General features: G+C 61.5%; 25 protein-coding genes. 16 read left to right on the top strand and 9 right to left on the bottom strand.

Annotation, left to right across the window (positions count from 1 at the left end; all coding sequences use genetic code 11):
* Nucleotides 1-122 precede the first annotated feature (122 nt).
* The 5 genes from VMP31_RS20045 to VMP31_RS20025 all read right to left on the bottom strand — a co-directional run bounded on the left by VMP31_RS20045 (nucleotide 123) and on the right by VMP31_RS20025 (nucleotide 5512).
* A complete protein-coding gene (locus VMP31_RS20045) occupies nucleotides 123-1157 on the bottom strand; it encodes an AbrB family transcriptional regulator (protein ID WP_325509451.1) in 1035 nt (344 codons plus the stop codon).
* Nucleotides 1150-2658, bottom strand: coding sequence for a tripartite tricarboxylate transporter permease (locus VMP31_RS20040; protein WP_325509450.1), 1509 nt, complete (start codon nucleotides 2656-2658; stop codon nucleotides 1150-1152). Before VMP31_RS20040 ends, VMP31_RS20045 begins: the two co-directional genes overlap by 8 nt.
* A gap of 2 nt (nucleotides 2659-2660) precedes the next feature.
* Nucleotides 2661-3104 carry a tripartite tricarboxylate transporter TctB family protein gene (locus VMP31_RS20035; protein ID WP_325509449.1) on the bottom strand — a complete coding sequence of 148 codons (444 nt, stop codon included), beginning with the start codon at nucleotides 3102-3104 and terminating at the stop codon, nucleotides 2661-2663.
* A gap of 135 nt (nucleotides 3105-3239) precedes the next feature.
* Nucleotides 3240-4217 carry a tripartite tricarboxylate transporter substrate binding protein gene (locus VMP31_RS20030; RefSeq protein ID WP_325509448.1) on the bottom strand — a complete coding sequence of 326 codons (978 nt, stop codon included), beginning with the start codon at nucleotides 4215-4217 and terminating at the stop codon, nucleotides 3240-3242.
* A 29-nt stretch (nucleotides 4218-4246) separates the two neighbouring features.
* Entirely contained in the window at nucleotides 4247-5512 is a 1266-nt protein-coding gene (locus VMP31_RS20025; RefSeq protein WP_325509447.1) for an OprD family porin, read from the bottom strand.
* Nucleotides 5513-5718: 206 nt separating this feature from the next.
* Here VMP31_RS20025 and VMP31_RS20020 point away from each other — a divergent pair, with 206 nt between their 5' ends.
* Both VMP31_RS20020 and VMP31_RS20015 read left to right on the top strand, forming a co-directional pair.
* On the top strand, nucleotides 5719-6390 hold the full coding sequence (locus VMP31_RS20020; protein WP_325509446.1) for a response regulator: 672 nt from the start codon (nucleotides 5719-5721) through the stop codon (nucleotides 6388-6390).
* Nucleotides 6383-7798 (top strand): sensor histidine kinase, encoded by a 1416-nt coding sequence (locus VMP31_RS20015; protein ID WP_325509445.1) that lies wholly within the window; start codon nucleotides 6383-6385, stop codon nucleotides 7796-7798. Before VMP31_RS20020 ends, VMP31_RS20015 begins: the two co-directional genes overlap by 8 nt.
* A 1-nt stretch (nucleotide 7799) precedes the next feature.
* On the opposite strand, the gene VMP31_RS20010 is transcribed toward VMP31_RS20015, so the two are convergent.
* From VMP31_RS20010 to VMP31_RS20000, 3 genes are all read right to left on the bottom strand, one after another.
* Nucleotides 7800-8561, bottom strand: coding sequence for a substrate-binding periplasmic protein (locus VMP31_RS20010; protein ID WP_325509444.1), 762 nt, complete (start codon nucleotides 8559-8561; stop codon nucleotides 7800-7802).
* A 68-nt stretch (nucleotides 8562-8629) separates the two neighbouring features.
* Complete coding sequence (locus tag VMP31_RS20005) at nucleotides 8630-9466, bottom strand: HDOD domain-containing protein (protein ID WP_325509443.1); 837 nt, start codon at nucleotides 9464-9466, stop codon at nucleotides 8630-8632.
* Between the two features lie 69 nt (nucleotides 9467-9535).
* Nucleotides 9536-10477 (bottom strand): folate-binding protein YgfZ, encoded by a 942-nt coding sequence (locus VMP31_RS20000; protein ID WP_325509442.1) that lies wholly within the window; start codon nucleotides 10475-10477, stop codon nucleotides 9536-9538.
* A 175-nt stretch (nucleotides 10478-10652) separates the two neighbouring features.
* Between VMP31_RS20000 and VMP31_RS19995 the strand changes: the two genes are divergently transcribed.
* Nucleotides 10653-10907 (top strand): succinate dehydrogenase assembly factor 2, encoded by a 255-nt coding sequence (locus tag VMP31_RS19995; protein ID WP_325509441.1) that lies wholly within the window; start codon nucleotides 10653-10655, stop codon nucleotides 10905-10907.
* Nucleotides 10891-11343, top strand: coding sequence for a protein YgfX (locus VMP31_RS19990; RefSeq protein ID WP_325509440.1), 453 nt, complete (start codon nucleotides 10891-10893; stop codon nucleotides 11341-11343). The genes VMP31_RS19995 and VMP31_RS19990 overlap by 17 nt, the downstream gene beginning before the upstream one ends.
* Here the strand turns inward: VMP31_RS19990 and nadB are convergent.
* Nucleotides 11312-12928 carry an L-aspartate oxidase gene (gene nadB, locus VMP31_RS19985; protein ID WP_325509439.1) on the bottom strand — a complete coding sequence of 539 codons (1617 nt, stop codon included), beginning with the start codon at nucleotides 12926-12928 and terminating at the stop codon, nucleotides 11312-11314. The genes VMP31_RS19990 and nadB overlap by 32 nt on opposite strands.
* A gap of 371 nt (nucleotides 12929-13299) precedes the next feature.
* On the opposite strand from nadB, the gene rpoE reads away from it, so the two are divergent.
* The 12 genes from rpoE to pdxJ all read left to right on the top strand — a co-directional run bounded on the left by rpoE (nucleotide 13300) and on the right by pdxJ (nucleotide 23739).
* Nucleotides 13300-13881, top strand: a complete 582-nt coding sequence (rpoE, locus tag VMP31_RS19980; RefSeq protein WP_325509438.1) for an RNA polymerase sigma factor RpoE — start codon at nucleotides 13300-13302, stop codon at nucleotides 13879-13881.
* Nucleotides 13882-13913: 32 nt separating this feature from the next.
* Nucleotides 13914-14504 (top strand): sigma-E factor negative regulatory protein, encoded by a 591-nt coding sequence (locus VMP31_RS19975; protein WP_325509437.1) that lies wholly within the window; start codon nucleotides 13914-13916, stop codon nucleotides 14502-14504.
* An 8-nt stretch (nucleotides 14505-14512) separates the two neighbouring features.
* Nucleotides 14513-15463: a MucB/RseB C-terminal domain-containing protein gene (locus VMP31_RS19970; RefSeq protein WP_325509436.1), complete on the top strand. Its 951-nt coding sequence runs from the start codon at nucleotides 14513-14515 to the stop codon at nucleotides 15461-15463.
* Nucleotides 15460-15915 (top strand): SoxR reducing system RseC family protein, encoded by a 456-nt coding sequence (locus VMP31_RS19965; protein WP_325509435.1) that lies wholly within the window; start codon nucleotides 15460-15462, stop codon nucleotides 15913-15915. The genes VMP31_RS19970 and VMP31_RS19965 overlap by 4 nt, the downstream gene beginning before the upstream one ends.
* A gap of 35 nt (nucleotides 15916-15950) precedes the next feature.
* The gene (locus VMP31_RS19960) at nucleotides 15951-17381 is read left to right on the top strand and encodes a DegQ family serine endoprotease (RefSeq protein WP_325509434.1); all 1431 of its coding nucleotides are present in this window, start codon (nucleotides 15951-15953) and stop codon (nucleotides 17379-17381) included.
* A 150-nt stretch (nucleotides 17382-17531) separates the two neighbouring features.
* Nucleotides 17532-19331: a translation elongation factor 4 gene (gene lepA, locus VMP31_RS19955; RefSeq protein WP_325509433.1), complete on the top strand. Its 1800-nt coding sequence runs from the start codon at nucleotides 17532-17534 to the stop codon at nucleotides 19329-19331.
* Between the two features lie 5 nt (nucleotides 19332-19336).
* On the top strand, nucleotides 19337-20191 hold the full coding sequence (lepB, locus tag VMP31_RS19950) for a signal peptidase I (protein WP_325509432.1): 855 nt from the start codon (nucleotides 19337-19339) through the stop codon (nucleotides 20189-20191).
* Nucleotides 20192-20297: 106 nt separating this feature from the next.
* Nucleotides 20298-20675, top strand: coding sequence for a DUF4845 domain-containing protein (locus VMP31_RS19945; protein ID WP_325509431.1), 378 nt, complete (start codon nucleotides 20298-20300; stop codon nucleotides 20673-20675).
* The gene (gene rnc, locus VMP31_RS19940; protein WP_325509430.1) at nucleotides 20672-21361 is read left to right on the top strand and encodes a ribonuclease III; all 690 of its coding nucleotides are present in this window, start codon (nucleotides 20672-20674) and stop codon (nucleotides 21359-21361) included. Before VMP31_RS19945 ends, rnc begins: the two co-directional genes overlap by 4 nt.
* Nucleotides 21354-22256: a GTPase Era gene (gene era / locus VMP31_RS19935; protein WP_304864401.1), complete on the top strand. Its 903-nt coding sequence runs from the start codon at nucleotides 21354-21356 to the stop codon at nucleotides 22254-22256. The genes rnc and era overlap by 8 nt, the downstream gene beginning before the upstream one ends.
* A 45-nt stretch (nucleotides 22257-22301) precedes the next feature.
* Complete coding sequence (gene recO, locus VMP31_RS19930; RefSeq protein WP_325509429.1) at nucleotides 22302-23000, top strand: DNA repair protein RecO; 699 nt, start codon at nucleotides 22302-22304, stop codon at nucleotides 22998-23000.
* Entirely contained in the window at nucleotides 22993-23739 is a 747-nt protein-coding gene (pdxJ, locus tag VMP31_RS19925) for a pyridoxine 5'-phosphate synthase (protein ID WP_325509428.1), read from the top strand. The genes recO and pdxJ overlap by 8 nt, the downstream gene beginning before the upstream one ends.
* The last annotated feature ends 95 nt before the right edge of the window (nucleotides 23740-23834 follow it).

Below are 23834 nucleotides of genomic sequence, written 5' to 3'. Positions count from 1 at the left end.
GGCCGCGGACATATCTGTTAAACAAAAACTGCCGCGCTACAGGCAAAAAGAGCCCGCACAAGGCGGGCTAAACGTGGTCGAAATTAACCTGATAGTCGCATAGCGACGTGGGCATGCCTGCGTTATCCGCTGCGTTGCCAGAGCCTGAACAAGGGCTCGGCGAGAAACATCACCAGAAACAGCCGCAGCACCTGCAGCGCGGTGACCAGTGCCACCGAGAGGTGCAGGGCTTCGGCGGTCAGGCACAGCTCGGTGATGCCGCCGGGCATCATGCCCAGGGTCAGTGAGGTCTGATCCTCGCTGGCCAGCCAGCCCAGGCCTTCGGCCAGCAGGGCGGCGCTGAGCATGGCCAGCAGGGTGAACAGCACAATGCGGGCGAGAAACCCCGGCGCGTTGCGAAAGAAGGCGCGGTCGAAGTGACAGCCCAGGGCGCAGCCGATCAGCCATTGGCCAAGCTGGCCGAGGCCGTCGGGCAAACCGAGGTGCAGGTCGAAGGTCACGCTGGCTACTGCGCAGACGGTCAGTGGGCCGAGCATCCACGGGTTGGGTTGACCCAACCGCCCCCACAACCAGGCCAATAGCGCGCCGGCGGGTAGCAGCAGTGCCAGCCAGGGCCAGCTCACTGCTGCCGGCTCTGGTGGTGCAATGGGCGGCAGGCTCCAGGTGAAGATCGCCGGAATCAGCAGCACCACCATCAGCAAGCGCAGGCTGTGGGCGGCGGCGACCTTGGCGGTTTCGGCATCATGCCGCAGGGCCAGGTTGACCATCTCGCTGGCACCGCCGGGCATGCTGGCAAAGAATGCCGTGGCGCGGTCCAGGCCGGCCCGGCGCAGGATGAGAATACCGATCAGGCTGAGCAGCAGGGTGCCCAGGGCTCCGGCGATGATCACGCCGAAGTGGTCGAGCAACTGGCCCATGACCTCGCCGGTAAAGTGCAGGCCGATGGCGCTGGATACCAGCCACTGGCCGGTCTTACGCCCACCCGGTATTTCAGTCACCAGCCAGCCGCTGCAGCGTACGGCGATCACCGCCAGCAGCGAGCCGATCATCCACGGCAAAGGCCAGCCGATCAGGCTGGCCAGATAGCCGCCTAACAGGCCGACCAGGGGCGTGGCCCACCAGCTTTGCCAGCTGGTGAGCACAGGCAGCTTAGGCATTGGCCAGCTGCGTGGCACGACGCGCACGCCACCAGCGTAGGCCCGGCAGAGCCAGCATCAGCGCGGTGAGTGCCCACAGGCACAGGCTGATCGGGCTGTTCCAGAGGATGCTCAGCTCGCCAGCGGAGATCGACAGGGCGCGGCGCAGGTTGTCTTCCATCAGCTCACCAAGGACGAAGCCGAGGATCAGCGCTGACAGTGGGAAGTCCAGCTTGCGCAGGATATAGCCGAATACGCCGAGGCCAATCATCAGCACCAGGTCGAAGGTGGTGCTGTGCACCGCGTAGACGCCGACCATGCTGATCACGGTGATCGCCGGCACCAGCACCCAGTTGGGTACGCTGAGCATGCGGGCGAACAGGCCAACCAGTGGAATGTTCATCACCAGCAGAATCACGTTGCCGATAAACAGCGAGGCGATCAGGCCCCAGACCACGTCCGGTTGCTGTTCGAACAGCAGCGGGCCAGGGGTGATGTTGTACAGCGTCAGTGCGCCAATCATTACCGCGGTGGTGCCCGAGCCCGGTACGCCGAGGGTCAGCATGGGAATCAACGAGCCGCAGGCCGAGGCGTTGTTAGCCGCTTCCGGTGCGGCCAGGCCGCGCAGGTCGCCTTCGCCGAACTTGCCGCTTGGGCCGGCCATGCGCTTTTCAGTCATATAGGTCATGGCGCTGGCGATGGTGGCACCGGCACCTGGCAGTACGCCGATGACAAAACCGGCTACAGCGCTGCGCACCATGGTCCAGAAGGTGAAGCAGAACTCCTTGAAGTTGAACAGCAAGCGGCCGCTGGCCTTCACGGCTTTCTGGCCGTTGTGGGTTTTTTCCAGCATCAGCAGCACTTCACTGACGCTGAAGAAGCCGATCACCACGATCACGAACTGGATACCGTCAGACAGGCTGACGCTGCCGAAGGTGAAGCGGTAGACGCCGGTGGTCGAGTCCACCCCAACCGTGGCCAGGGCCAGGCCGATCAAGGCGGCCATCAGGGTTTTTACCGGTTTGTCGCCGACCATGCCGCCGAGGCAGGCGATGGCGAAAATCATCAGTACGAAATATTCGGCCGGGCCAAAGGCCACCGCCCATTTCGCCAGGATTGGGGCGAACAGCACCACGCCGCAGGTGGCGATCATGCTGCCGATAAACGAGCTGACTGCCGACAGCGACAGGGCGATGCCGGCCTTGCCCTGACGGGCGAGTGGGTAGCCGTCGAGGGTGGTCATCACCGCTGCGGCGTCGCCCGGTACGTTGAGCAGAATCGCGGAGATACGTCCGCCGTATTCACAGCCCAGGTACACGGCGGCGAGCAGGATCAGTGCGGTTTCCGGTGACAGGCCAAGGGCAAAGGCCAGCGGCAGCAGCAGCGCCACGCCATTGATTGGGCCCAGGCCAGGCAATAAGCCGACGATGGTGCCGACAAAGGCACCGAACAAGGCCACCAAAAGGTTTTCCGGTCGGGTGGCGACTTCGAAGCCTTGCATCAAGAAATTCAGGGTTTCCATTTTCAGCTCTCCACGAAGGCTTCGAACAGGCCGAGGGGCAGCGGCACATCCAGCAGATAATCAAACAGGCTGTACAGCAGCACACCCATCAGCACGGCGCTGATGGCGCAGGGCAGCGGGCGACCGGTAAACAGTAGGCCAAGGGCAAAGGTGGCCAGCGTGGTGCTGATGACGAAGCCGAGCACTTCGAACAGTAGCGCATAGGCCAGCAGGGCTAGCACGCACAGCACAGCGCGCACGGCAGCGTGGGTATTCAGCGTCTGCTCAAGCAGGCCGGGCTTGAATACCAACCACAGGCTGCCAGCGGCCATCAGGCTGAGCAGCAGCAACGGATAGGCGCGCGGCCCTACCGGGTCATAGGCGAAGGGTGCCTGGAAGCCCCAGGCAATGACGGCGAGAACGGCGCAAAACAGCAGCCAGCTCGCGGCGAACAGGCGAACGTACATGGCGGATTACCTAGTCGAGGGTCAGGGAAAGACCGTGGAACCGTAGGATGGGTTGAGCATCGCGATACCCATCGCACAGCCCCCATTGATGGGTATCGCTGCGCTCAACCCATCCTACGAATTGCGGCGTGCGCGTTACTGCATCAGGCCGAACTCGCCAGCCAGCGCCTTGTATTCCTCAACTTGCTTGAAGACCAAGGCTTTCAGCTCGTCGCCGGTGACCGACAGCGGCAGCAGGTCGCGCTGTTCACGCAGGGTGGCGAAGTCTTCACGGGCGAGCAGGCTGTCGAATTGCTGTTTCCACCAGTTGTACTGCTCGTCGCTGACCTCTGGGCCCATATAGAAGCCGCGGATCACCGGCCAGCTGATGTCGTAGCCCTGTTCCTTGGCGGTGGGGATATCGGCCAGCTTGCCTGGCAGACGTTCATCGGAGAGCACGGCGAGGATGCGTACTTTCTTCGCCGCCAGCTGCGGAGTGACTTCGCCCAGGCCGCTAGAGGTGACCTGGACATGGCCGCCGAGCATGGCGGTGAGGGTCTCGCCGCCGCCTTCGAAGGCCACGTAACGCAGGTTTTTCGGATCAATGCCAGCCAGGCGGGCGATCAGCGCGGTCTGCATCCAGTCCTGGCCGCCGATGGTGGCACCGGCACCGAAGACGATGCTCGACGGGTCTTTCTTCAGCGCTTGTACCAGCTGATCGAGGTTCTGGTAGGGCGAGTCAGCGCGTACGGTGATCGCGCCGTAGTCGGTGCCCACGGCAGCCAGCCAGCGCACGCCGGTTTCGTCGTAGCGGCCGAACTTGCCTTGCGCCAGGTTGAGCAACGAGCCGCTGGAGAACGCGGTGATGGTGCCCGGATCATCTGCGCGCTGGGCGATTACTGCGTTGTAGGCCACCGCGCCGACGCCGCCGGGCATATAGGTGACGCGCATCGGTGCTTTCAACAGGCCGCTGTCTTTCAGGCCGCTCTGCGCCAGTTTGCAGGTCAGGTCGAAACCGCCGCCGGGCTTGGCCGGTGCGATACATTCAGGGCGCTTGGGTTCGGCGGCCAGCAGTTGGCCGGCGAAGGCCATGCAGGCGGTAGCCAGGGCGATACGGGTAAAGGCAGTTTTCATGCTGTATTCCTCTGAACTCTTATTGTGGTTTACCAAATCGGCAGGGTGTAGCCGACGATGACGCGGTTCTCGTCCGCATCGCGGGCGAAGTCGGAATGGAAGCTGGCGTTGCGCAGGCGTACGTAAACATCTTTCAAGGGGCCGCTCTGCACCACGTACTTGAGCTCCAGATCGCGTTCCCATTCGCCGCCGCTCTTGTCGCTGCCGATCACGGTGGCATCGTCGCCGCGGATGTAACGGGCGAGGACACTCAGGCCGGGCAGGCCGAGACTGGCGAAATTGTAGTCGTAGCGGGCCTGCCAGGACTTCTCGTCGGGGTTGGCGAAGTCGTTGATCTGCACGAAGTTGACCAGGTAGGGGTCGCTGCCGTCGATATAGGCGTAGCCGGTGTCGCCGCTCATCTTCTGGTAGGCCAGGCTGAGTTTGTGGCCACTGTGGGCGTAGCTGAGCATGCCGCCCAAGGCGCGGTTGTCGATCTTGCCGGCATTGGCCTGGCCTGAGTCGTCGCTGAGCATCAGGCGCAGGTCGGCGGCCAGGGTGCCGCCACCCATGGGGTAGCTGGCCAGCAGGTTGAAGAAGTTCTGCCGATAGATGTCGTCCAGCTCGGCATGGAAGTAGCGGCCTTTGAGGTTCTGGTTGAACTGGTAGTCGAGGCCGACCAGGTCCAGGTGATCGGCACTCACGCCGGCGGTGAAGCGACGGTTCTTGCTGTTGAGGACGATATCTTCGGAGTTGGTCGAGGCGCGGTCGATCACCTTGTCCAGGCGCCCGCCGGTAAAGGTCAGGCCGTCAATCTCGGAGGAGGTCAGCAGGCCGCCCTCGAACACCTGGGGCAGCAGGCGGCTGTCGCTGGCCTTGACCACCGGCAGCTCGGGGACATGCGAGCCATAGCGGAACTCGGTATCGGACAGCTTGACCTTGGCGGTCAGGCCCAGGCGGCCGAACTGATCCGGGGTGCCGCCATCGTCCTGCACCGGCAGCAGGTCGGTGCCGGTGCGGCCGCCGCCGGAATCCAGTTTGACCCCAACCAGGCCCAAAGCATCGAGGCCGAAGCCGACCGTGCCTTCGGTGTAGCCTGACTGGACGTCGAGCCAGAAACTCTGGCCCCATTCTTCGCGTTTGTTCTGGCCGTCACCTTCGCGGAAATCGCGGTTCAGGTAGATATTGGTGGTGGTCAGGCTGGCCTTGCTGTCAGCCACGAAGTCGGCATGGGCGACAGGAGCAAGCAGGGCCGTGGCTACGGCTAGGCTGAGCAGGTGAGCAGGTGCCAGGGCCTGACGGGATGCGTTGAGCATCTTGTGGTCTCCATTGTTGTTTTTGTCACGGCGGCGCACCACTGCGCTAGCCGTTCTGGTCGGTGGATCGAGCCACCTGAAACCGATCCTAGGCGTGCAAGCTTTCGCCAGGCTTTCAGCTTGAAAGAAAATTGCTGGGGCGTTCGTAGCGGCCTTTGCCCCGTTACACTGGGCACATAACAACAAGTTCGTGGAGTGTCATTACCGTGCGAATCCTGCTGGTCGAGGACCATCTGCCCCTGGCTGAAAGCGTGGCCCAGGCCCTGCGTGGCATCGGGCTGAACGTGGACATGCTGCACGACGGCGTGGCCGCCGATTTAGCCCTTAGCAGCGAGGATTACGCCCTGGCGATCCTCGATATCGGCCTGCCGCGCCTCGATGGCTTTCAGGTGCTGGCGCGCCTGCGCGCACGCGGCAAGACCTTGCCGGTGCTGATGCTGACGGCCCGCGGCGAGGTCAAGGACCGGGTCCATGGCCTCAATCTGGGGGCCGACGATTACCTGGCCAAACCCTTTGAGCTGAGTGAGCTGGAAGCGCGGGTCAAGGCGTTGCTGCGCCGCAGCGTGCTCGGCGGCGAGCGGCAGCAGCGTTGCGGCAGGTTGCTGTATGACCTGGACACCCGGCGCTTTACCCTGGGCGATGCGCTGCTGACCCTGACTTCGCGCGAGCAGGCCGTGCTGGAGGCGATGATCGCCCGGCCCGGGCGGGTAATGAGCAAGGAACAGCTGGCCGCCCAGGTGTTTGGTCTGGACGAGGACGCCAGCAGCGACGCTATCGAGATCTACGTGCATCGCCTGCGCAAGAAACTGGAAGGCGGCGGGGTGAAGATCGTCACCTTCCGCGGTCTCGGCTATCTACTGGAGGCGGTCAGTGAGTGAGCACTGGCTGCGCTCGGCCAACGAGTCGGGCAGCTTGCGCGGTCGCCTGTTGCGGCGGCTGGCGGTGCTGTTGGCGCTGATCCTGATGCTCAGCAGTCTGAGTGCTTACTGGAGCGCCCGGCAGGCCGCCGATACCGCCTATGACCGCACCCTGCTGGCCTCGGCGCGGGCGATTGCCGATGGTCTGTACACCACGGCCGAGCGGCTGAACGCCAATGTGCCCTATGTGGCCCTGGACACCTTCGCCTATGACAGTGCTGGGCGCATCTACTACCAGGTGCTGGATGTGCAGGGCGCGCTGGTTTCCGGTTATGAAGACCTGCCGCCGCCGCCGCCGGGGACCAAACGCACCGAGGATTACCCGGCGCTGGCGCACTTTTACGATGCCGAATATCGCAACCAGGGCGTGCGGGTGGTCAGCCTGCTGCAACCGGTCAGCGAGCCGGGGGTTAACGGTGTGGCCGAGATCCGTGTGGCGGAGACCCAGGGCGCGCGCGAGCGCATGGCCCAGGAACTATTGCTCGGCACCCTGCTGCGCATGGGCTTGCTGTCCTTGAGCGCGTTACTGCTGGTGTGGCTGGCGGTCACCGTCGCCTTGCGCCCGCTGGAAACCCTGCGTCGCACCGTGGCGGCGCGCGCCAGCGACGATCTGCGGCCGCTACCGGATACCCAGATGCCGCGGGAGTTGCGCCCGCTGATCGATGCGCTCAACCAGTTCAATGATCGTCTGCGCGGTTTGTTCGAGCGGCAGTCGCAATTTATCGCCGATGCCTCCCATGAGCTGCGCACCCCACTGGCGGCGCTCAAGGCGCGGGTTGAACTAGGCTTGCGCGCGCAGGAGGCGCAGGTTTGGCGCAGCACCCTGGAGGAGGCTGCGCAGAACACTGACAAGCTCACCCATCTGGCCAACCAGCTGTTGTCCCTGGCGCGTATCGAGAGTGGCGCGCGGGCGATTGCCGAGGGCGGCGCGCAGCGCCTGGATCTAAGCCAGTTGGCCCGTGAGCTGGGCATGGCGCTGGCACCATTGGCGCATGCGCGGGGTATCGCCCTGGCGCTGGAAGCCGAACAACCGGTGTGGGTCAGCGGCGAGCCGACCCTGCTCAATGAGCTGCTGTGCAATCTGCTGGATAACGCCCTGGCCCATACTCCGGTAGGCGGCAATGTGATTCTGCGGGTCTTGCCGGCCGGGGTACTTGAGGTTGAGGACGATGGCCCGGGGATACCGCCGGATGAGCATGAGAAGGTCTTTGCGCGCTTCTATCGGCGCAGCAACAAAGGCTCAGGGGCGGGGTTGGGGTTGGCGATTGTCGGTGAGATCTGCCGGGCGCATCAGGCCGAAATCAGCCTGCATCAGGCGCAGCCGCAGGGCTTGCTGGTGCGTGTCGAATTCGTCAGCGCAGGGATTTGAATCAAGGTGCCAGGCTGAGCGGCTGCTGGATCTCCAGCAGATACTGGGCGACCTTGCCGCTTTCGCGCAGTTGCGCCAGGCCCTGGTTGAAGCGTGCAATCAGCTCGGCATTGCCGGGTACTTGCCGCGAGAGCAGCAGATGCAGGCTGTCGCTGCGCAGGGGCGTGGGGTGAAAGCTCAGTTGCGCGCGCTCGGCGGCGCTGAAGTGCTGATGCAGCATGTCGAAGCCGACCACCTTGTCCATCGGGAACAGGTCGACGCGGCCAGCCAGAAGCTGGCGAAAGGCGGTTTCATCACTGGTGACCCGGTTGACTCGCAGTTGTCCGCTGGCTTCGGCCTGCTGGAAGGCTGCGCCGTAGTCATAGCCACGGGTGCCAGCCAAGCGCCGGCCTTGCAGGTCGCTAACCTGCTTCCAGTCAAAGCTGTAGCCCTTGCGGTGGAACAGGTAGTAACCGCTTTCCACCACGGGGTCGCTGATAAAGAATTTCGTTTCGCGTTCGGCGCTGTGTAGCCACACGGCGCTGCCGTCGCGTTTGCCGCGTTCGGCCAGTTGCAGGGAGCGCACCCAAGGGTGGAACTCCCAATCGACGGTCACACCTTGCAGGGCAAAGGCTTCGGCGACGATGCGTGAAGCCACGCCCTTGTGCGGCAGCTGTTCGCCTAGGTAAGGCGGCCATTCACCGTTGGTCAGGCGCACTGACTCGGCGGCGGCCAAGCCAGCGAAAAACAGGCTAAATAGGGCGGATAACAGCAGTGTGCGCATAAGCCGTATGCCAGAAGTGCGGGGACTGCGCTCAGTCTAGTTGCATTCGGCTACATGCGCGTGAGGGGTTACTGGAGCATGCTCATGGCAGCTTCCATGGCGGCCGACAGGTCCTCATCGTCATTGAGGTTCTGGCTCGGGTCCAGGCCCAATTTGCGGAAGGCCGGAATCTGGCTCCAGTCCAGTTGAGTGTAGGGATGCTCGCTGCCCAGGTAACTCTGCAGGGTGGCGACCTGGACGATGTCGACATAGTCGACCTTGGCGCTGTCGCGACTGAAGTCCAGGTACTGGCTCGGAATCATGGCAATCTGCTCGGGGAACTCCCAGGTACGCAGGATCCGGTCGCCGATGATCGGATGAATCTGCTCGATCACATGGTTGAGGCTGATCGAGTCGGCGAGCAGTTCGCTGTGGTCTTCGGCATAGGTCAGGATTGGCAGTACGCCGATCTGGTGGACCAGGCCGGCCAGGGTCGCTTGGTCCGGCAGCAGGCGGGTGTAGTGTTTGCACAGAACGTGGCAGATGCCGGCGATTTCCGTGCTCTTGTTCCACACTTCGCGCATCTTGCGGTCAACTACGTCGCTGGTGGCCTGGAACATCTGCTCCATGGCCAGGCCCGTGGCCAGGTTGCAGGTGTAGTTGATGCCCAGGCGGGCCACCGCCATCTGCAGGTCGGTGATTTCCTTGTTGGTGCGCAGCAACGGGCTGTTGACCACCTTGACGATGCGCGCGGTCAGCGCGGCATCGTTGCCGATCACCTTGCTCAGCTGGGCGATGCCAATATCCGGGTCTTCGGCGGCCTCACGAACCTTCAGCGCGACTTCCGGCAGGGTCGGCAGCACCAGTTCATCGTTGTCGATGGCCTGGATCAGTTCCCTCTGGACTTTCTCGGCAAGCTTGCTCATGGGCAATTCTCTTTTAAAGACTATCAATCAGTGTAGTAAGCGGGTCGCAGAACGTGTGCCGCGCGACGATCAGCGCTGAATCTCGCGATTTGTATCCAATGTATAGGGCAAATCCAGCAGGCTCAGGGCTGGGCCCTCAGTCGTGCCGAGGTGGATGCGACCATCCTGTACCGCGTCTTCCTGCAGCACCGCGAGCAGTTCGATGCCGCTGTCGCTGCGGGCGGCCAGCACGACCTCGCCGACACTGGAGTTGTGCACCGGGGAAAACAGTGCAGTGGCCGGTTCGGGCAGCTGTTCGCCGGCCAGGCTTAGGCGGTACAAGCGGCGCTTGAGCTTGCCCAGGTACTGCATGCGCGCGACGATTTCCTGGCCGGTGTAGCAGCCTTTCTTGAAGCTGACGCCGCCCAGGGCCTGCAGGTTGAGCATCTGCGGAATAAACAGTTCACGGGTGCTGCCCAGCACCTGGCCGATGCCGGCTCGTACCTGGGCCAGTAGCCAAGCGTTGAGCGGTGCCTCGGCTAACTGGTTGGCCAGTCGCGCCTGCAGGGCAGAGGCCTGTTCGGCCGGAGCCCAGAGTTCGGCGCGGCCATCGGCCAGGCGCAGGGCCAGCAGCTGGTTGGCCTGGGCCACACTGTCGGTCTCAAGGGGGAGGTCAAGGCCCAAGTCGCGCAACACCTCATCTGCGCCACTCAGGCCAAAGCGTACCCAGGCGGGGCTTTCGTCGCCGAGCTTGGACTTGCTGAATACGGCATATTTCTGCAGGTCCACCAGTTGCGCCGCCAGCAGGTCGCCGGCCATCGCCAGCAGGTAGCCATCGCTGACCTGGACGATGCGAAAGCTCGACTGCATGCGCCCCTTGGGGGTGCAGCGTGCGCCCAGGCTGGAGTGCTTGTCGTGCAGATAGTTGAGGTTGCAGGTGACTTGCCCCTGCAGGAACTTGTTGGCGTCCGGGCCGCGCACGGCGAGGATGCCTTCGTGGCTGAGGGTGCAGAAAAATGCGGGATCGGCCATGGGCAATAGTGGGTCGCTGGCTAAAAGTTAGGGGCCATCATAAAAGCAGCCGCAAGGCTCAAGCTACAAGCTTTAAGTAAAAGCCAAGAAAAAGCTCACGGCGCGCCGGCGTACGCCTGTCTGGGCAGGGTGCGGCGGACTGTTATACTGCGCGCCTTATTGAAGGAGCAGTCCCATGGTCGACTCGGTTGAACTCAATCGTCTTTTTTGGCACAGCCGGCGCGGCATGCTGGAGCTGGATGTGCTGCTGGTGCCCTTCGTCAAGGAGGTTTATCCCAACCTGGACGCCGAGGATCGCGAGCGTTACCGCAAGCTGCTCGAGTGCGAGGATCAGGATATGTTCGGCTGGTTTATGCAGCGCAACGAACCTGAGGACGCCGATCTCAAGCGCATGGTTCGGATGATTCTGGATCGTGTCCAGCCCAAGTGAGGTCTTCGAGTGCAGCTGGCAGCCCTCGCGGCTGTTGCTGGCCTTCTATGTCCTGATTCAGCTGCTGGCCCTGCTCAGCCTGTGGTTGGTAGATATACCGCTGTGGGCGCGTGGACTCGGCATGGCGTGTTGCCTGGCCCATGCCGGCTGGGTTGTGCCGCGGCAGTTGTTGCTGCGTGGCCCTGGTTGCTACAGCGCTTTGCGCCATGTTGCCGAGGGTTGGCAGCTATACAGCGACGCCGCGGGTTGGCAGCCCATCCAGCTGCGCCCGGACAGCCTGGCGTTGCCACTGATTATCGTGTTGCGCTTTCGTCTGGCCGGGCAGCGTCGGGTGCGGGCGCTGTGCATCGCTCGGGACAGCTTGCCGGCTGATACTCACCGGCGCTTGCGCGTGCGCCTGAAGTTCAGTCGCCGTAGGTGGGCGGCACCAATATAGTGTCGTGGGCTTCGGGCAGCAGCTGCGGATAGTCGAGGGTGTAATGCAGGCCGCGGCTTTCGTGGCGGAGCATGGCCGAACGAATCATCAGTTCGGCCACCTGGGCCAGATTGCGCAGCTCGATCAGGTCGCGGCTGACCTTGTAGTTACTGTAGAACTCGTGAATTTCGTCGAGCAGCAGGCGCACGCGGTGCTCGGCCCGCTGCAGGCGCTTGTTGGTGCGCACGATGCCAACGTAGTCCCACATAAAACGCCGCAGTTCGTCCCAGTTGTGCGCAATGATCACGTCTTCATCCGAGTCGGTCACCTGGCTGGCATCCCAGCCGGGCAGGTCGCCGGGCGGCTGGATCTGCTCCAGTTGCTGCAGGATATCGGCCGCTGCCGAGCGGGCGTAGACAAAGCACTCCAGCAGCGAGTTGCTGGCCATGCGATTGGCCCCGTGCAGGCCCGTAAAACTGGTTTCGCCTATGGCGTAGAGGCCTGGCACGTCGGTGCGCCCTTGCTGGTCGACCAATACCCCGCCACAGGTGTAGTGGGCGGCGGGTACCACCGGAATGGCCTGGCGGGTGATATCGATGCCGAAGCCCAGGCAGCGCTCATAAACGGTGGGGAAGTGCGTCTTGATGAAATCGGCGGGTTTATGGCTGATGTCCAGATAGACGCAATCCACGCCCAGGCGCTTCATCTCATGGTCGATGGCGCGTGCGACTATGTCGCGCGGAGCCAGTTCGGCGCGCTCGTCGAAGCGTGGCATAAAGCGCTCGCCGTTGGGTAGCTTGAGTAGCGCCCCTTCGCCGCGCAGGGCTTCGGTGACCAGAAAGCTCTTGGCCAGGGGGTGGTACAGGCACGTCGGGTGGAACTGGTTGAATTCCAGATTGCCGACCCGGCAGCCGGCGCGCCAGGCCATGGCGATACCATCGCCGCAGGCTCCGTCGGGATTGCTGGTGTAGAGGTAGACCTTGGCCGCGCCGCCAGTGGCAAGAATCACGAAACGTGCGCTGAAGGTCTCGACCTCGCCGCTGGCGCGGTTGAGCACGTAGGCTCCCAGGCAGCGCTGGCCTTCCAGGCCGAGTTTGCGCTCGGTGATCAGGTCGACCGCCACCCGTTGTTCCAGCAGTTCGATATTGCTGCGCTGCCTGGTCTGTTCGAGCAAGGTGTTGAAAATCGCCGCGCCGGTGGCGTCGGCGGCATGAATAATGCGCCTGTGGCTGTGACCGCCTTCGCGGGTCAGGTGGAATTCGAAGCCGCCGTCTTCGCGGGCGGTCTGGTCGTCGCGGGTGAAGGGTACGCCCTGGTCGATCAGCCATTGGATGGCCTCGCGACTATGTTCTACGGTAAAACGCACGGCATCTTCGCGGCACAGGCCGCCACCTGCATTGAGGGTGTCGGCGACGTGGGACTCAATCGTGTCGGTGTCGTCCAGCACGGCAGCTACGCCGCCTTGCGCCCAGTAGGTCGAGCCATTGGACAGGTTGCCTTTGCTGAGTACGGCAATACGCAAGTCGGCTGGCAGGGTCAGGGCCAGGGTAAGGCCGGCTGCACCGCTGCCGATGACCAGAACGTCGTGTTGGTAGTGTTGGCTCATGTCCGGATTCCGCAAGAGGCGGCCTCTAGTATATAGAGGGGGGCGACGGCACAATAGCCGGCTTATGACCAAGTGTGATACTCGGGAACTTTTTTGCTATTTCAGGTTCCATTGTAGGTCGTTAGAGCGCAAGCCGGCCTGCAGCAAGGCGCTTGCGTAACGGGTCTGCAGTTCCATATGTGGCCTGCAGATGATTCAGACTATCCGCGCAGCAGGGGAGGCCTCTTGCTGCGCTGTTCCGTGCAGGACTGAAAAGAGTCCTCCAGGACACCCGTTTGAAGGAGAGAACTTTTGCGTAAAGCCCGGGTCTACTTTGGCAGACCGATTCGCTGGTTGGCGTTACGCTCCTTCGAACCTAACGAGGAGTATTCATGCTAGCCCAGGAAGAGGATCAGCAGCTTGTTGAGCGCGTACAACGTGGCGACAAGCGAGCATTCGATCTGTTGGTGCTGAAGTATCAGCACAAGATTCTCGGGTTGATCGTGCGTTTCGTGCATGACACCCATGAAGCACAGGATGTGGCGCAGGAGGCGTTCGTCAAGGCCTATCGGGCGTTGGGGAACTTTCGCGGAGACAGTGCTTTTTATACCTGGCTGTACCGCATCGCCATTAACACGGCGAAAAATCATCTGGTGTCGCGCGGTCGGCGACCTCCTGATAGTGATGTGAGCGCCGAGGATGCCGAGTTCTATGATGGTGATCATGCCCTCAAGGATATCGAGTCACCGGAACGCGCCTTGCTACGTGATGAGATAGAGGCCACAGTGCATCGCAGTATTGAGCAGTTGCCAGAAGATTTACGTACGGCGCTAACCTTGCGTGAATTTGATGGTCTGAGTTACGAAGACATTGCGAGCGTGATGCAGTGTCCAGTTGGTACTGTGCGATCGCGGATCTTTCGCGCTCGCGAGGCCATCGACAGATCCCTGCAGCCCTTGTTGCAGGATGCCTGAGACAGCGGCGTCAGCCAAAGAGAGGAACCGCTATGAGTCGTGAAACCTTACAGGAATCACTGTCCGCGGTAATGGATAACGAAGCCGACGAACTGGAAGTGCGTCGGGTCCTTGCAGCCAGTGATGATCCCGAGTTGCGTGCAACCTGGTCGCGTTACCAGATTGCCCGGGCGGTGATGCACAAGGAGTTGCTAGAGCCGCACCTTGATATCGCTGCCGCGGTTTCTGCCACATTGGCCGATGAGGCGTTGCCAGTGACGGCTGCCAAACCTGCTGGTTCGTGGCGTTCTATCGGTCGCCTTGCGGTCGCTGCTTCGGTTACCCTGGCCGTATTGGCTGGTGTGCGCTTGTACAATCAGGATGAACTGGCCGGGGCTCAGTTGGCGCAGCAGGCTACCCAGCCATCGCTGGTGCCGCCAGTGAGTGGGGCCGCCATGCTGGCGGGCTTCAATACGGCGGCGGATGAGACCGCTCCGGCTGCCAGTGCAGTTGGTCAGGGGCAGCCTGGCTGGCATGAGCAGCGGTTGCCGGCATATCTGCGTCAGCATGCCCAGCAGGCTGCGATGAAATCGACTGATAGCGCGCTGCCCTATGCGCGTGCGGCGAGCCTGGAAAGTCGTTAAGGAGGCGCATGCGCTTTGTCCCCTTTGCCGTCCTGTTGATCGGCAGTTGCTTGGCGTTGCCTGCTGTTGCTACCGATGCGCAGGCCTGGTTGCAGCGTTTGGCCGCAGCTGAACGCAGCCAGAACTTTCAGGGAGCCTTTGTCTACGAGCGTAACGGCAGTTTTTCAACCCACAGCATCTGGCACCGGGTTGAGGAGGGCGGCACGCTGCGTGAGCGTCTGTTGCAGCTCGATGGTTCTGCGCAGGAAGTGCTGCGGGTCGATGGGCGTGTTAGCTGCGCCAGCGGTGCTCTGGCCGATCAGCTAGTGGACAGTCAGTTGTGGCCGGCGCGTGAGCTGAATGCCGAGCAGCTGGGGCAGTGGTACACCCTGAGCGTACTGGGCAAGTCCCGCGTGGCTGGCCGCGCTACCGTGGTATTGGCTCTGGTGCCGCGGGATCAGCATCGCTACGGCATCGAACTGCACCTCGATCAGAAGACGGCGCTGCCCTTGAAATCCTTGCTGCTGAATGACAAGGGGCAGTTGCTGGAGCGTTTTCAGTTCACTCATTTTGATACCGCTGCGCCTGTCGCCGAGATGCTCGAGCCGGGTGTTGGCTGTCGGCCTGTGCGCTTGCCTGCGGCGCAGCCGGTAACTACCGATGCCTGGACCTCCGAATGGTTGCCGCCAGGTTTCAGCCTGAACTCCACCACCGTACGGCGCAGCCCGGCCTCCGATGAGCCCGTGGCCTGTCAGGTTTATGGTGATGGTTTGGCGCGCTTCTCGGTGTTTATGGAGCCGCTACGTGGTGCGGCGGTTGAAGACCTGCGTACTCAGCTTGGCCCCACCGTTGCCGTTTCTCGGCGCTTGAAAACCAGTGATGGCGATGTAATGGTTACCGTGGTGGGCGAGATTCCCCTGGGTACGGCCGAGCGTATTGCCTTGTCGATGCGTATGACCGAGTCGCAGGCTGAGCCGTGATCGAAGAGCGGGGGCGGGTAGTGGCCGTAGAGGCCGGTGCGGTATGGGTGGAAACCCTGCGCAAGAGCACCTGCTCCAGTTGTTCGGTCAAGGCCGGTTGCGGCCAGGGGTTGCTTGATCAGCTTGGTGCGGGTGGTCGGCGCGGCTATGTCCGGGCATTGTCCGACCTGCGTCTTGAGGTGGGGGATGCCGTGGTTATAGGTGTCCGCGAGGATCTGCTGGTGCGGGGCTCCTTGCTGGTCTATCTGGTGCCCTTGTTGGGTCTGTTCGCGGCCGGGGTGCTGGCCGAACAGCTGGCCTTGAGTGAGCCGTTGGTGATTTTCAGTGCCCTGTTCGGTCTTTTCCTTGCCTGTCTGGCGGTGCGCTGGCGCAGTCGTCATACGGCTGGTGATCCGGCTTTGCAGCCGGTGGTGCTGCGTGCCTTGCTGGCAGGTGCCGCCGTCACGTCTTAGGTCTTTTGCTTGTTTCGATGGGGAGTTGTATGTCGATGCCTGGCTTGAAAACGTCGTTTACCGCGCTTTGCGCTTTGTTGTTGATGGGGCAGGCGCTGGTCGCGCAGGCGAACCTGCCTGATTTTACCGAACTGGTTGAGCAGGCTTCGCCAGCGGTCGTCAATATCAGTACCCGGCAGAAAATGTCGGAGCGGGCGGTGGCTGGGAGTGGGCAGTTGAATGTGCCTGATCTGGAAGGACTGCCGCCGATGTTTCGCGAGTTCTTCGAGCGTAATATTCCGCAGGTGCCGCGCAGCCCCGGTGGCGGCCGCCAGCGTGAGGCCCAGTCCCTGGGTTCGGGCTTTATCATTTCGGCCGACGGCTATGTGCTGACCAATAACCACGTGATTGCCGATGCCGATGAAATCATCGTGCGCCTGTCTGATCGCAGCGAGCTGGAGGCCAAGCTGGTTGGTACCGACCCGCGCAGCGATGTGGCCTTGCTCAAGGTTGAGGGTGAGGGCTTGCCAACCGTCAAGCTGGGCAAGTCGGAAGACCTCAAAGTCGGCGAGTGGGTGCTGGCGATCGGCTCGCCCTTCGGCTTCGATCACTCGGTGACGGCCGGCATTGTCAGCGCCAAGGGGCGCAGCCTGCCCAATGAAAGCTATGTGCCCTTTATTCAGACCGATGTGGCGATCAATCCGGGTAATTCCGGTGGTCCGCTGTTTAATCTGTCCGGTGAAGTGGTGGGTATCAACTCGCAGATCTTCACCCGCTCCGGTGGTTTTATGGGGCTGTCTTTCGCCATTCCCATGAGTGTGGCGCTGGATGTGGCGGATCAGCTCAAGAGCGATGGCAAGGTCAGTCGCGGCTGGCTGGGTGTGGTGATTCAGGAAGTGAACAAGGACCTGGCCGAGTCCTTTGGGCTGGAGCGGCCAGCCGGTGCCCTGGTCGCCCAAGTGCTGGAAGATGGTCCGGCAGCCAAGGGTGGCCTGCAGGTGGGGGATGTGATCCTCAATCTGGATGGCAAGCCGATCATCATGTCGGCGGACCTGCCACACCGTGTGGGGGCTTTGAAACCTGGTAGCGTGGCTGAGCTGGATGTGGTGCGTGATGGCGCGCGCAAGAAGCTCAAGCTGGCGGTGGGGGCGCTGCCGGAAGATGGTGAAGCCCTGGCCAGTGCTGCCGCTCCGGGTGTCGAGCGCAGCAGTAACCGTTTAGGTGTCAAGGTTGTCGAGCTGACCGCCGAGCAGAAGAAGAGTCTGGATCTGAAAGGCGGTGTGGTGATTTCCGAAGTGCAGGAGGGGCCTGCGGCCCTGATCGGCTTGCGTCCGGGGGATGTGATCACCCACCTGAACAATCAGGCCATCGATTCGGCGAAAACTTTTGCCGCCGTTGCCCAGGCGCTGCCAAAGAATCGCTCGGTATCAATGCGTGTTCTGCGTCAGGGGCGCGCCAGCTTTATCACCTTCAAGCTGGCTGACTGATTACCCAGTGCCTGAACGGGAGGGGCGGCTTAGGCCGCCCCTTTTGCATGGTGCGCAATTGTTCGCCGGGTGACCGCCAGCCGCCAATCGGGTACAATTCGCGGCTATTTTCGGCGGGCAGTCGCCTGCGGCCTTTTTGAGTGTTGACCCGTGAGTGATTTGAGTCATATCCGCAATTTCTCCATCATTGCCCACATTGACCATGGCAAGTCGACTCTGGCTGACCGTTTTATCCAGATGTGTGGCGGCCTGGCCGACCGTGAAATGGAGGCCCAGGTGCTGGACTCCATGGACCTGGAGCGTGAACGCGGCATCACCATCAAGGCCCATAGCGTTACGCTCTACTACAAGGCCAAAGATGGCATCACCTACCAGCTGAACTTTATCGACACCCCAGGGCACGTCGACTTCACCTACGAAGTCAGCCGTTCTCTGGCGGCCTGCGAAGGTGCTTTGCTGGTGGTCGATGCCGGTCAGGGTGTCGAGGCGCAGTCGGTCGCCAACTGCTACACCGCCATCGAGCAGGGCCTCGAGGTCATGCCGGTGTTGAACAAGATCGATCTGCCTCAGGCCGACCCGGACCGGGTTAAAGAAGAAATCGAGAAGATCATCGGTATCGATGCCACCGATGCGGTGACCTGCAGCGCCAAGACCGGCCTGGGTGTCGATGAGGTGCTTGAGCGCCTGGTGCAGACCATTCCCGCGCCAACCGGTGATATCGAGGCACCGCTGCAGGCCCTGATCATCGACTCCTGGTTCGACAATTACCTCGGCGTCGTGTCTTTGGTACGGGTACGCCACGGGCGGATCAAGAAGGGCGACAAGGTGCTGGTCAAATCCACCGGCAAGATCCACCTGGTGGACAGCGTCGGTGTGTTCAATCCCAAGCACAGCGCCACGGTTGATCTGAAGGCCGGCGAAGTGGGCTTTATCATCGCCGGTATCAAGGATATTCATGGCGCGCCGGTGGGCGACACTCTGACCCTGGCTGCCACACCTGATGTCGATGTGTTGCCGGGTTTCAAGCGTATTCAGCCACAGGTCTATGCTGGTCTGTTTCCGGTCAGCTCCGACGATTTTGAAGACTTCCGCGAAGCCCTGCAAAAGCTCACGCTGAATGACTCATCCTTGCAATACACCCCGGAAAGTTCGGATGCACTGGGCTTTGGCTTCCGCTGCGGCTTCCTCGGTATGCTGCATATGGAGATCATCCAGGAGCGCCTGGAGCGCGAATACGACCTGGACCTGATCACCACCGCGCCGACGGTAATTTTCGAGCTGTTGCTCAAGACTGGCGAAACGATCTACGTCGATAACCCATCGAAACTGCCGGATCTTTCGTCGATTGAAGATATGCGCGAGCCTATCGTGCGCGCCAATATCCTGGTGCCGCAGGAGCATCTGGGCAACGTGATTACCCTGTGCATCGAGAAGCGTGGCATACAGCACGACATGCTGTTCCTCGGCTCCCAGGTGCAGGTGACCTACGACCTGCCGATGAACGAGGTGGTGCTGGACTTCTTCGACCGCTTGAAGTCGACCAGCCGTGGCTATGCCTCGCTGGATTATCACTTTGATCGCTATCAGTCGGCTAATCTGGTCAAGCTGGACGTGCTGATCAACGGCGAGAAGGTCGACGCCCTGGCGTTGATCGTGCATCGTGACAACGCGCACTACAAAGGTCGTGCGTTGACCGAGAAGATGAAAGAACTGATCCCGCGGCAGATGTTCGATGTGGCAATCCAGGCCGCCATTGGCGGGCAAATTGTGGCGCGGACCACTGTCAAAGCGCTCAGAAAGAACGTGCTGGCCAAATGCTACGGCGGTGACGTGAGCCGTAAACGCAAGCTGCTGGAAAAGCAGAAGGCCGGTAAGAAAAGGATGAAGCAGGTCGGTAACGTGGAAATTCCACAAGAAGCCTTCCTCGCCGTGCTCAGGTTGGATAGTTAGGTCCTATGTCGCTAAATTTCCCGCTGTTGCTGGTTATCGCTGTCGCTGTCTGTGGCGCGCTGGCGCTGTTCGATCTGATCTTTCTGGCCCCGCGCCGGCGAGCAGCCATTGCTAACTACCATGGGCAGGTCGGCGAGCCCGATGACGCGGTGGTGGATCGGCTGAACAAGGAGCCGTTGCTGGTCGAGTACGGCAAGTCCTTTTTCCCGGTTCTGGCCATCGTCCTGGTGTTGCGCTCCTTTCTGGTCGAGCCGTTCCAGATCCCCTCGGGTTCGATGAAACCGACTCTGGAAGTGGGCGACTTTATCCTGGTCAACAAGTTCGCCTACGGCATCCGCTTGCCGGTGCTTGATACCAAGGTGATCGAGGTGGGTGACCCGCAGCGCGGCGATGTGATGGTGTTTCGCTACCCCAGCGAGCCCAATATCAACTACATCAAGCGTGTAGTCGGCCTGGCTGGCGACCATGTGGCCTACAGCAGCGATAAGCGCCTGTTTATCAACGGTGAGCCGGTGGCCCAGCAATTACTGGGCGAAGAACCGGGTAGCCTGGGCAGCGCAGTGCTGTATAGCGAGAAACTGGGCGAGGCCGAGCACCAGATCCGTAAGGAAATGAAGCGTTACCGGGTTGAACCGGGTCGCGAGTGGGTCGTGCCGCAAGGGCATTACTTTATGATGGGCGACAACCGCGACAACTCCAACGACAGTCGCTACTGGAATGATCCGGCTATTCCAAGACCCCTGTGGGGCATGGTGCCGGATCAGAATATCGTCGGCAAAGCCTTCGCGGTATGGATGAGCTGGCCCGATCCCAAGTCGCGCAACCTGCCCAATTTCTCCCGCGTCGGTCTGATTCACTGACCCGCTGATAATTTTGCGACGCTGTTAAATGCAGCGTCGCAGGCTATATATAGTCTTGTCTCCAGCCTTGATGGCTATCGGATAACTCAAATACTTGGGGTCAAATATGAAATTTGCGCGTTCGCAAAAAGGTATGTCGATATTGGGCTGGCTGATGGTGCTGGCGTTCATCGCGTTCTTTGCTAGTGCGGTGTTTAAAATGCTTCCGCACTACCTCGACTATATGTCGTTGGAAAAAATTATTACCTCGGTGGACGCTGACCCATCCATGGAAGTTAGTAGTGTTGGCGCGTTCTACGGCCATGTCGGAAAAGGCATGGAGGTCAACAGTATTCGCGACCTGGACCTGCGTGAGGCGCTTAAGGTAAAGCTGGAAAACAACGAATTCCGCGCCCACCTGAAGTACGAAAAACGTGAACCACTGATCCAGAATATCGATCTGGTGGTGCGTTTCGATAAAGAATTTCGTGTGCGCATGCCGTGAGTGATTCCCTGGCCCGTCTTGAGCGTAAGCTCGGTTACAGCTTCAAAGACCAGGACCTGATGGTCCTGGCCCTGACCCATCGCAGTTTTGCCGGGCGCAATAATGAGCGTTTGGAGTTTCTCGGCGATGCCATCCTCAATTTCGTCGCTGGCGAGGCGCTGTTTCAGCGCTTTCCGTTGGCCCGCGAAGGGCAGCTGTCACGTCTGCGTGCGCGTCTGGTCAAGGGCGAGACCCTGGCCATTCTGGCCCGCGGCTTTGATCTAGGCGAGTACCTGCGCCTGGGCTCCGGCGAGCTGAAGAGCGGTGGCTTTCGCCGTGAGTCGATCCTGGCTGACGCCCTGGAAGCGTTGATCGGTGCCATCTACCTGGACACCGGTATGGATGCGGCCCGTGAGCGGGTGCTGGCCTGGCTGACCACCGAGTTGGACAGCCTGACCCTGGTCGATACCAACAAGGACCCGAAAACCCGCCTGCAGGAATTTCTGCAGTCACGCGGCTGTGAGCTGCCACGTTACGAGGTGGTGGATATCCAGGGCGAGCCGCACTGTCGGACATTCGTGGTCGAATGTCAGATCACCTTATTAAATGACAAAACCCTGGGGCAGGGGGCCAGCCGGCGTATCGCCGAGCAGGTTGCGGCCGCTGCCGCGCTGATCGCCCTGGGTGTGGAGAATGGCAATGACTGATACACCTGTTACACGCTGTGGCTATGTCGCCATCGTTGGCCGGCCCAACGTGGGCAAGTCGACGCTGCTCAACCACATCCTCGGCCAGAAGCTGGCGATCACCTCGCGCAAGCCGCAAACCACCCGCCACAACATGCTCGGCATCAAGACCGAGGGCGAGGTTCAGGCCATCTATGTCGACACCCCCGGCCTGCACAAGAACAACGAGAAAGCGCTCAATCGCTATATGAACAAAAACGCCTCGTCGGCGCTGAAGGATGTCGACGTGGTGATCTTTGTGGTCGACCGTACCCGCTGGACCGATGAAGACCAGATGGTGCTGGAGCGCATTCAGTACGTCGAAGGCCCGGTGATTCTGGCGATCAACAAGACCGACCGCATTGAAGATAAAGCCGAGCTGATGCCGCATTTGGAGTGGCTGGCCACCCAGTTGCCGAATGCCGAGATCGTGCCGGTCTCCGCGCAGCATGGGCATAACCTCGACACTCTGGAAAAGCTGGTGGGCGAGCGTCTGCCAGAAGGTGTGCACTTCTTCCCGGAAGACCAGGTTACCGACCGCTCCAGCCGCTTCTTCGCCGCTGAACTGGTGCGCGAGAAGATCATGCGTCAGCTGGGTGCCGAGTTGCCCTACCAGATCACCGTGGAAATCGAGGAGTTCAAGCGCGACGGGCGCATCCTGCATATCCACGCCCTGATCCTGGTCGAGCGTGATGGCCAGAAGAAAATCATCATTGGCGACAAGGGTGAGCGGATCAAACGCATCGGCCAGGAAGCGCGCAAGGATATGGAAGTGATGTTTGACTCCAAAATCATGCTCAACCTCTGGGTCAAGGTCAAAAGTGGCTGGTCGGATGACGAGCGCGCGCTGCGTTCCCTGGGTTACGACAACATCTGAGTTGCCCTCGGGCGCGCCCTGCGCCCGCTTTTGTGAGTAAGCCCCATGCTTGCCCTTGGCCAGCCTGCCTATGTTCTACACAGCCGCGCTTACCGTGAAAGCAGCGCGCTGGTGGACTTTCTTACCCCGCAAGGCCGCCTGCGTGCGGTATTGCGCGGGGCGCGGGGCAAAGCTGGTAGCCTGGCGCGGCCGTTTATTCCGCTGGAAGCCGAGTTTCGCGGGCGTGGCGAGCTGAAGAATGTCGGCCGCCTCGATCCTGCTGGTATCCCCAACCTGCTGGTAGGCGAGGCGCTGTTCAGCGGCCTGTACCTCAACGAACTGCTGATTCGCCTGCTTCCCGCCGAAGATCCCCACCCCGCCGTCTTCGAACATTACGCCATGACTGTGCTGGCGCTGGCCGAAGGCCGTGCCCTAGAGCCTTTATTGCGCTCTTTTGAATGGCGCCTGCTCGATGAGCTGGGCTATGGTTTCGCCCTGGATCTGGACAGCGAAGGCCAGCCCATCGCCCCGGCTGGTTTGTATCGCCTGCATACCGAAACCGGGCTGGTGCCGATTGGCCAGTTGCAATCCGGAGCTTTTCAAGGGGCTGAGTTGTTGGCCATGGCCGAAGCGGACTGGACTGCGCCCGGTGCCCTGGCCGCTGCCAAGCGCTTGATGCGCCAGGCTCTAGCCCCCCATTTAGGTGGCCGACCGCTGGTCAGCCGCGAACTGTTTATGACGCTCAAGGAGCCAAGCCGTGACTGATGCCAATCGTATTCTGCTGGGTGTAAACATCGACCATGTGGCCACCCTGCGCCAGGCCCGTGGCACCCGTTATCCGGACCCGGTCAAGGCCGCGTTGGATGCCGAAGAGGCGGGTGCCGATGGCATCACCGTGCATCTGCGTGAAGACCGCCGGCATATCCAGGAGCGCGATGTACGCCTGCTCAAGGAGGTTATGCAGACGCGGATGAACTTCGAGATGGGCGTGACCGAGGAGATGCTCGCCTTCGCCGAAAGCATTCGCCCCGAACACGTCTGCCTGGTGCCGGAAACTCGTCAGGAGCTGACCACTGAAGGTGGACTGGATGTGGCTGGGCAGGAGTCGCGGATTCGCGCGGCGGTCGAGCGCCTAAGCAAGATCGGCTGCGAAGTGTCGCTGTTTATCGACCCGGACCTGCAGCAGATCGAGGCGTCCAAGCGCGTCGGCGCACCGGCTATCGAATTGCATACCGGCCGTTATGCTGATGCCCATACGCCAGAGGAAGCTGCGCGCGAGCTGGCGCGGATTCGCGATGGTGTGGCCTGCGGTCTGCAGCACGGCCTGATCGTCAATGCCGGCCACGGCCTGCATTATCACAACGTCGAGCCAGTGGCGGCGATTGCCGGGATCAACGAGCTGAATATCGGCCACGCTCTGGTGGCTCACGCCTTGTTCGTCGGCTTTAAGCAGGCGGTGGTTGAGATGAAACAGCTGATTGTTGCGGCGTCAGGGCGCGGCTGATTACATCCCCTGTAGGGGCGGGGGCGACGCCTAGCTCCATGCCCGCGATATGCGGTTCGCAGGCATGGCGGAGTGCCGCCCAGCCGCTCCTACGA

Origin of the sequence: Pseudomonas sp., assembly GCF_035512415.1 — a bacterium.
Taxonomy (GTDB): Bacteria; Pseudomonadota; Gammaproteobacteria; order Pseudomonadales; family Pseudomonadaceae; genus Aquipseudomonas.
Note: the sequence above shows the minus strand (reverse complement) of the source record. Positions and strands in the feature narration are given on the sequence as shown.

What these genes read in the sequence shown, in the direction of transcription:
- VMP31_RS20045 (WP_325509451.1), bottom strand. Translation starts at nt 1,157, where the DNA reads ATGCCTAAGCTGCCTGTGCTCACCAGCTGGCAAAGCTGGTGGGCCACG.
- VMP31_RS20040 (WP_325509450.1), bottom strand. Translation starts at nt 2,658, where the DNA reads ATGGAAACCCTGAATTTCTTGATGCAAGGCTTCGAAGTCGCCACCCGA.
- VMP31_RS20035 (WP_325509449.1), bottom strand. Translation starts at nt 3,104, where the DNA reads ATGTACGTTCGCCTGTTCGCCGCGAGCTGGCTGCTGTTTTGCGCCGTT.
- VMP31_RS20030 (WP_325509448.1), bottom strand. Translation starts at nt 4,217, where the DNA reads ATGAAAACTGCCTTTACCCGTATCGCCCTGGCTACCGCCTGCATGGCC.
- VMP31_RS20025 (WP_325509447.1), bottom strand. Translation starts at nt 5,512, where the DNA reads ATGCTCAACGCATCCCGTCAGGCCCTGGCACCTGCTCACCTGCTCAGC.
- VMP31_RS20010 (WP_325509444.1), bottom strand. Translation starts at nt 8,561, where the DNA reads ATGCGCACACTGCTGTTATCCGCCCTATTTAGCCTGTTTTTCGCTGGC.
- VMP31_RS20005 (WP_325509443.1), bottom strand. Translation starts at nt 9,466, where the DNA reads ATGAGCAAGCTTGCCGAGAAAGTCCAGAGGGAACTGATCCAGGCCATC.
- VMP31_RS20000 (WP_325509442.1), bottom strand. Translation starts at nt 10,477, where the DNA reads ATGGCCGATCCCGCATTTTTCTGCACCCTCAGCCACGAAGGCATCCTC.
- VMP31_RS19995 (WP_325509441.1), top strand. Translation starts at nt 10,653, where the DNA reads ATGGTCGACTCGGTTGAACTCAATCGTCTTTTTTGGCACAGCCGGCGC.
- nadB (WP_325509439.1), bottom strand. Translation starts at nt 12,928, where the DNA reads ATGAGCCAACACTACCAACACGACGTTCTGGTCATCGGCAGCGGTGCA.
- rpoE (WP_325509438.1), top strand. Translation starts at nt 13,300, where the DNA reads ATGCTAGCCCAGGAAGAGGATCAGCAGCTTGTTGAGCGCGTACAACGT.
- VMP31_RS19975 (WP_325509437.1), top strand. Translation starts at nt 13,914, where the DNA reads ATGAGTCGTGAAACCTTACAGGAATCACTGTCCGCGGTAATGGATAAC.
- VMP31_RS19970 (WP_325509436.1), top strand. Translation starts at nt 14,513, where the DNA reads ATGCGCTTTGTCCCCTTTGCCGTCCTGTTGATCGGCAGTTGCTTGGCG.
- VMP31_RS19960 (WP_325509434.1), top strand. Translation starts at nt 15,951, where the DNA reads ATGCCTGGCTTGAAAACGTCGTTTACCGCGCTTTGCGCTTTGTTGTTG.
- lepB (WP_325509432.1), top strand. Translation starts at nt 19,337, where the DNA reads ATGTCGCTAAATTTCCCGCTGTTGCTGGTTATCGCTGTCGCTGTCTGT.
- VMP31_RS19945 (WP_325509431.1), top strand. Translation starts at nt 20,298, where the DNA reads ATGAAATTTGCGCGTTCGCAAAAAGGTATGTCGATATTGGGCTGGCTG.
- era (WP_304864401.1), top strand. Translation starts at nt 21,354, where the DNA reads ATGACTGATACACCTGTTACACGCTGTGGCTATGTCGCCATCGTTGGC.
- recO (WP_325509429.1), top strand. Translation starts at nt 22,302, where the DNA reads ATGCTTGCCCTTGGCCAGCCTGCCTATGTTCTACACAGCCGCGCTTAC.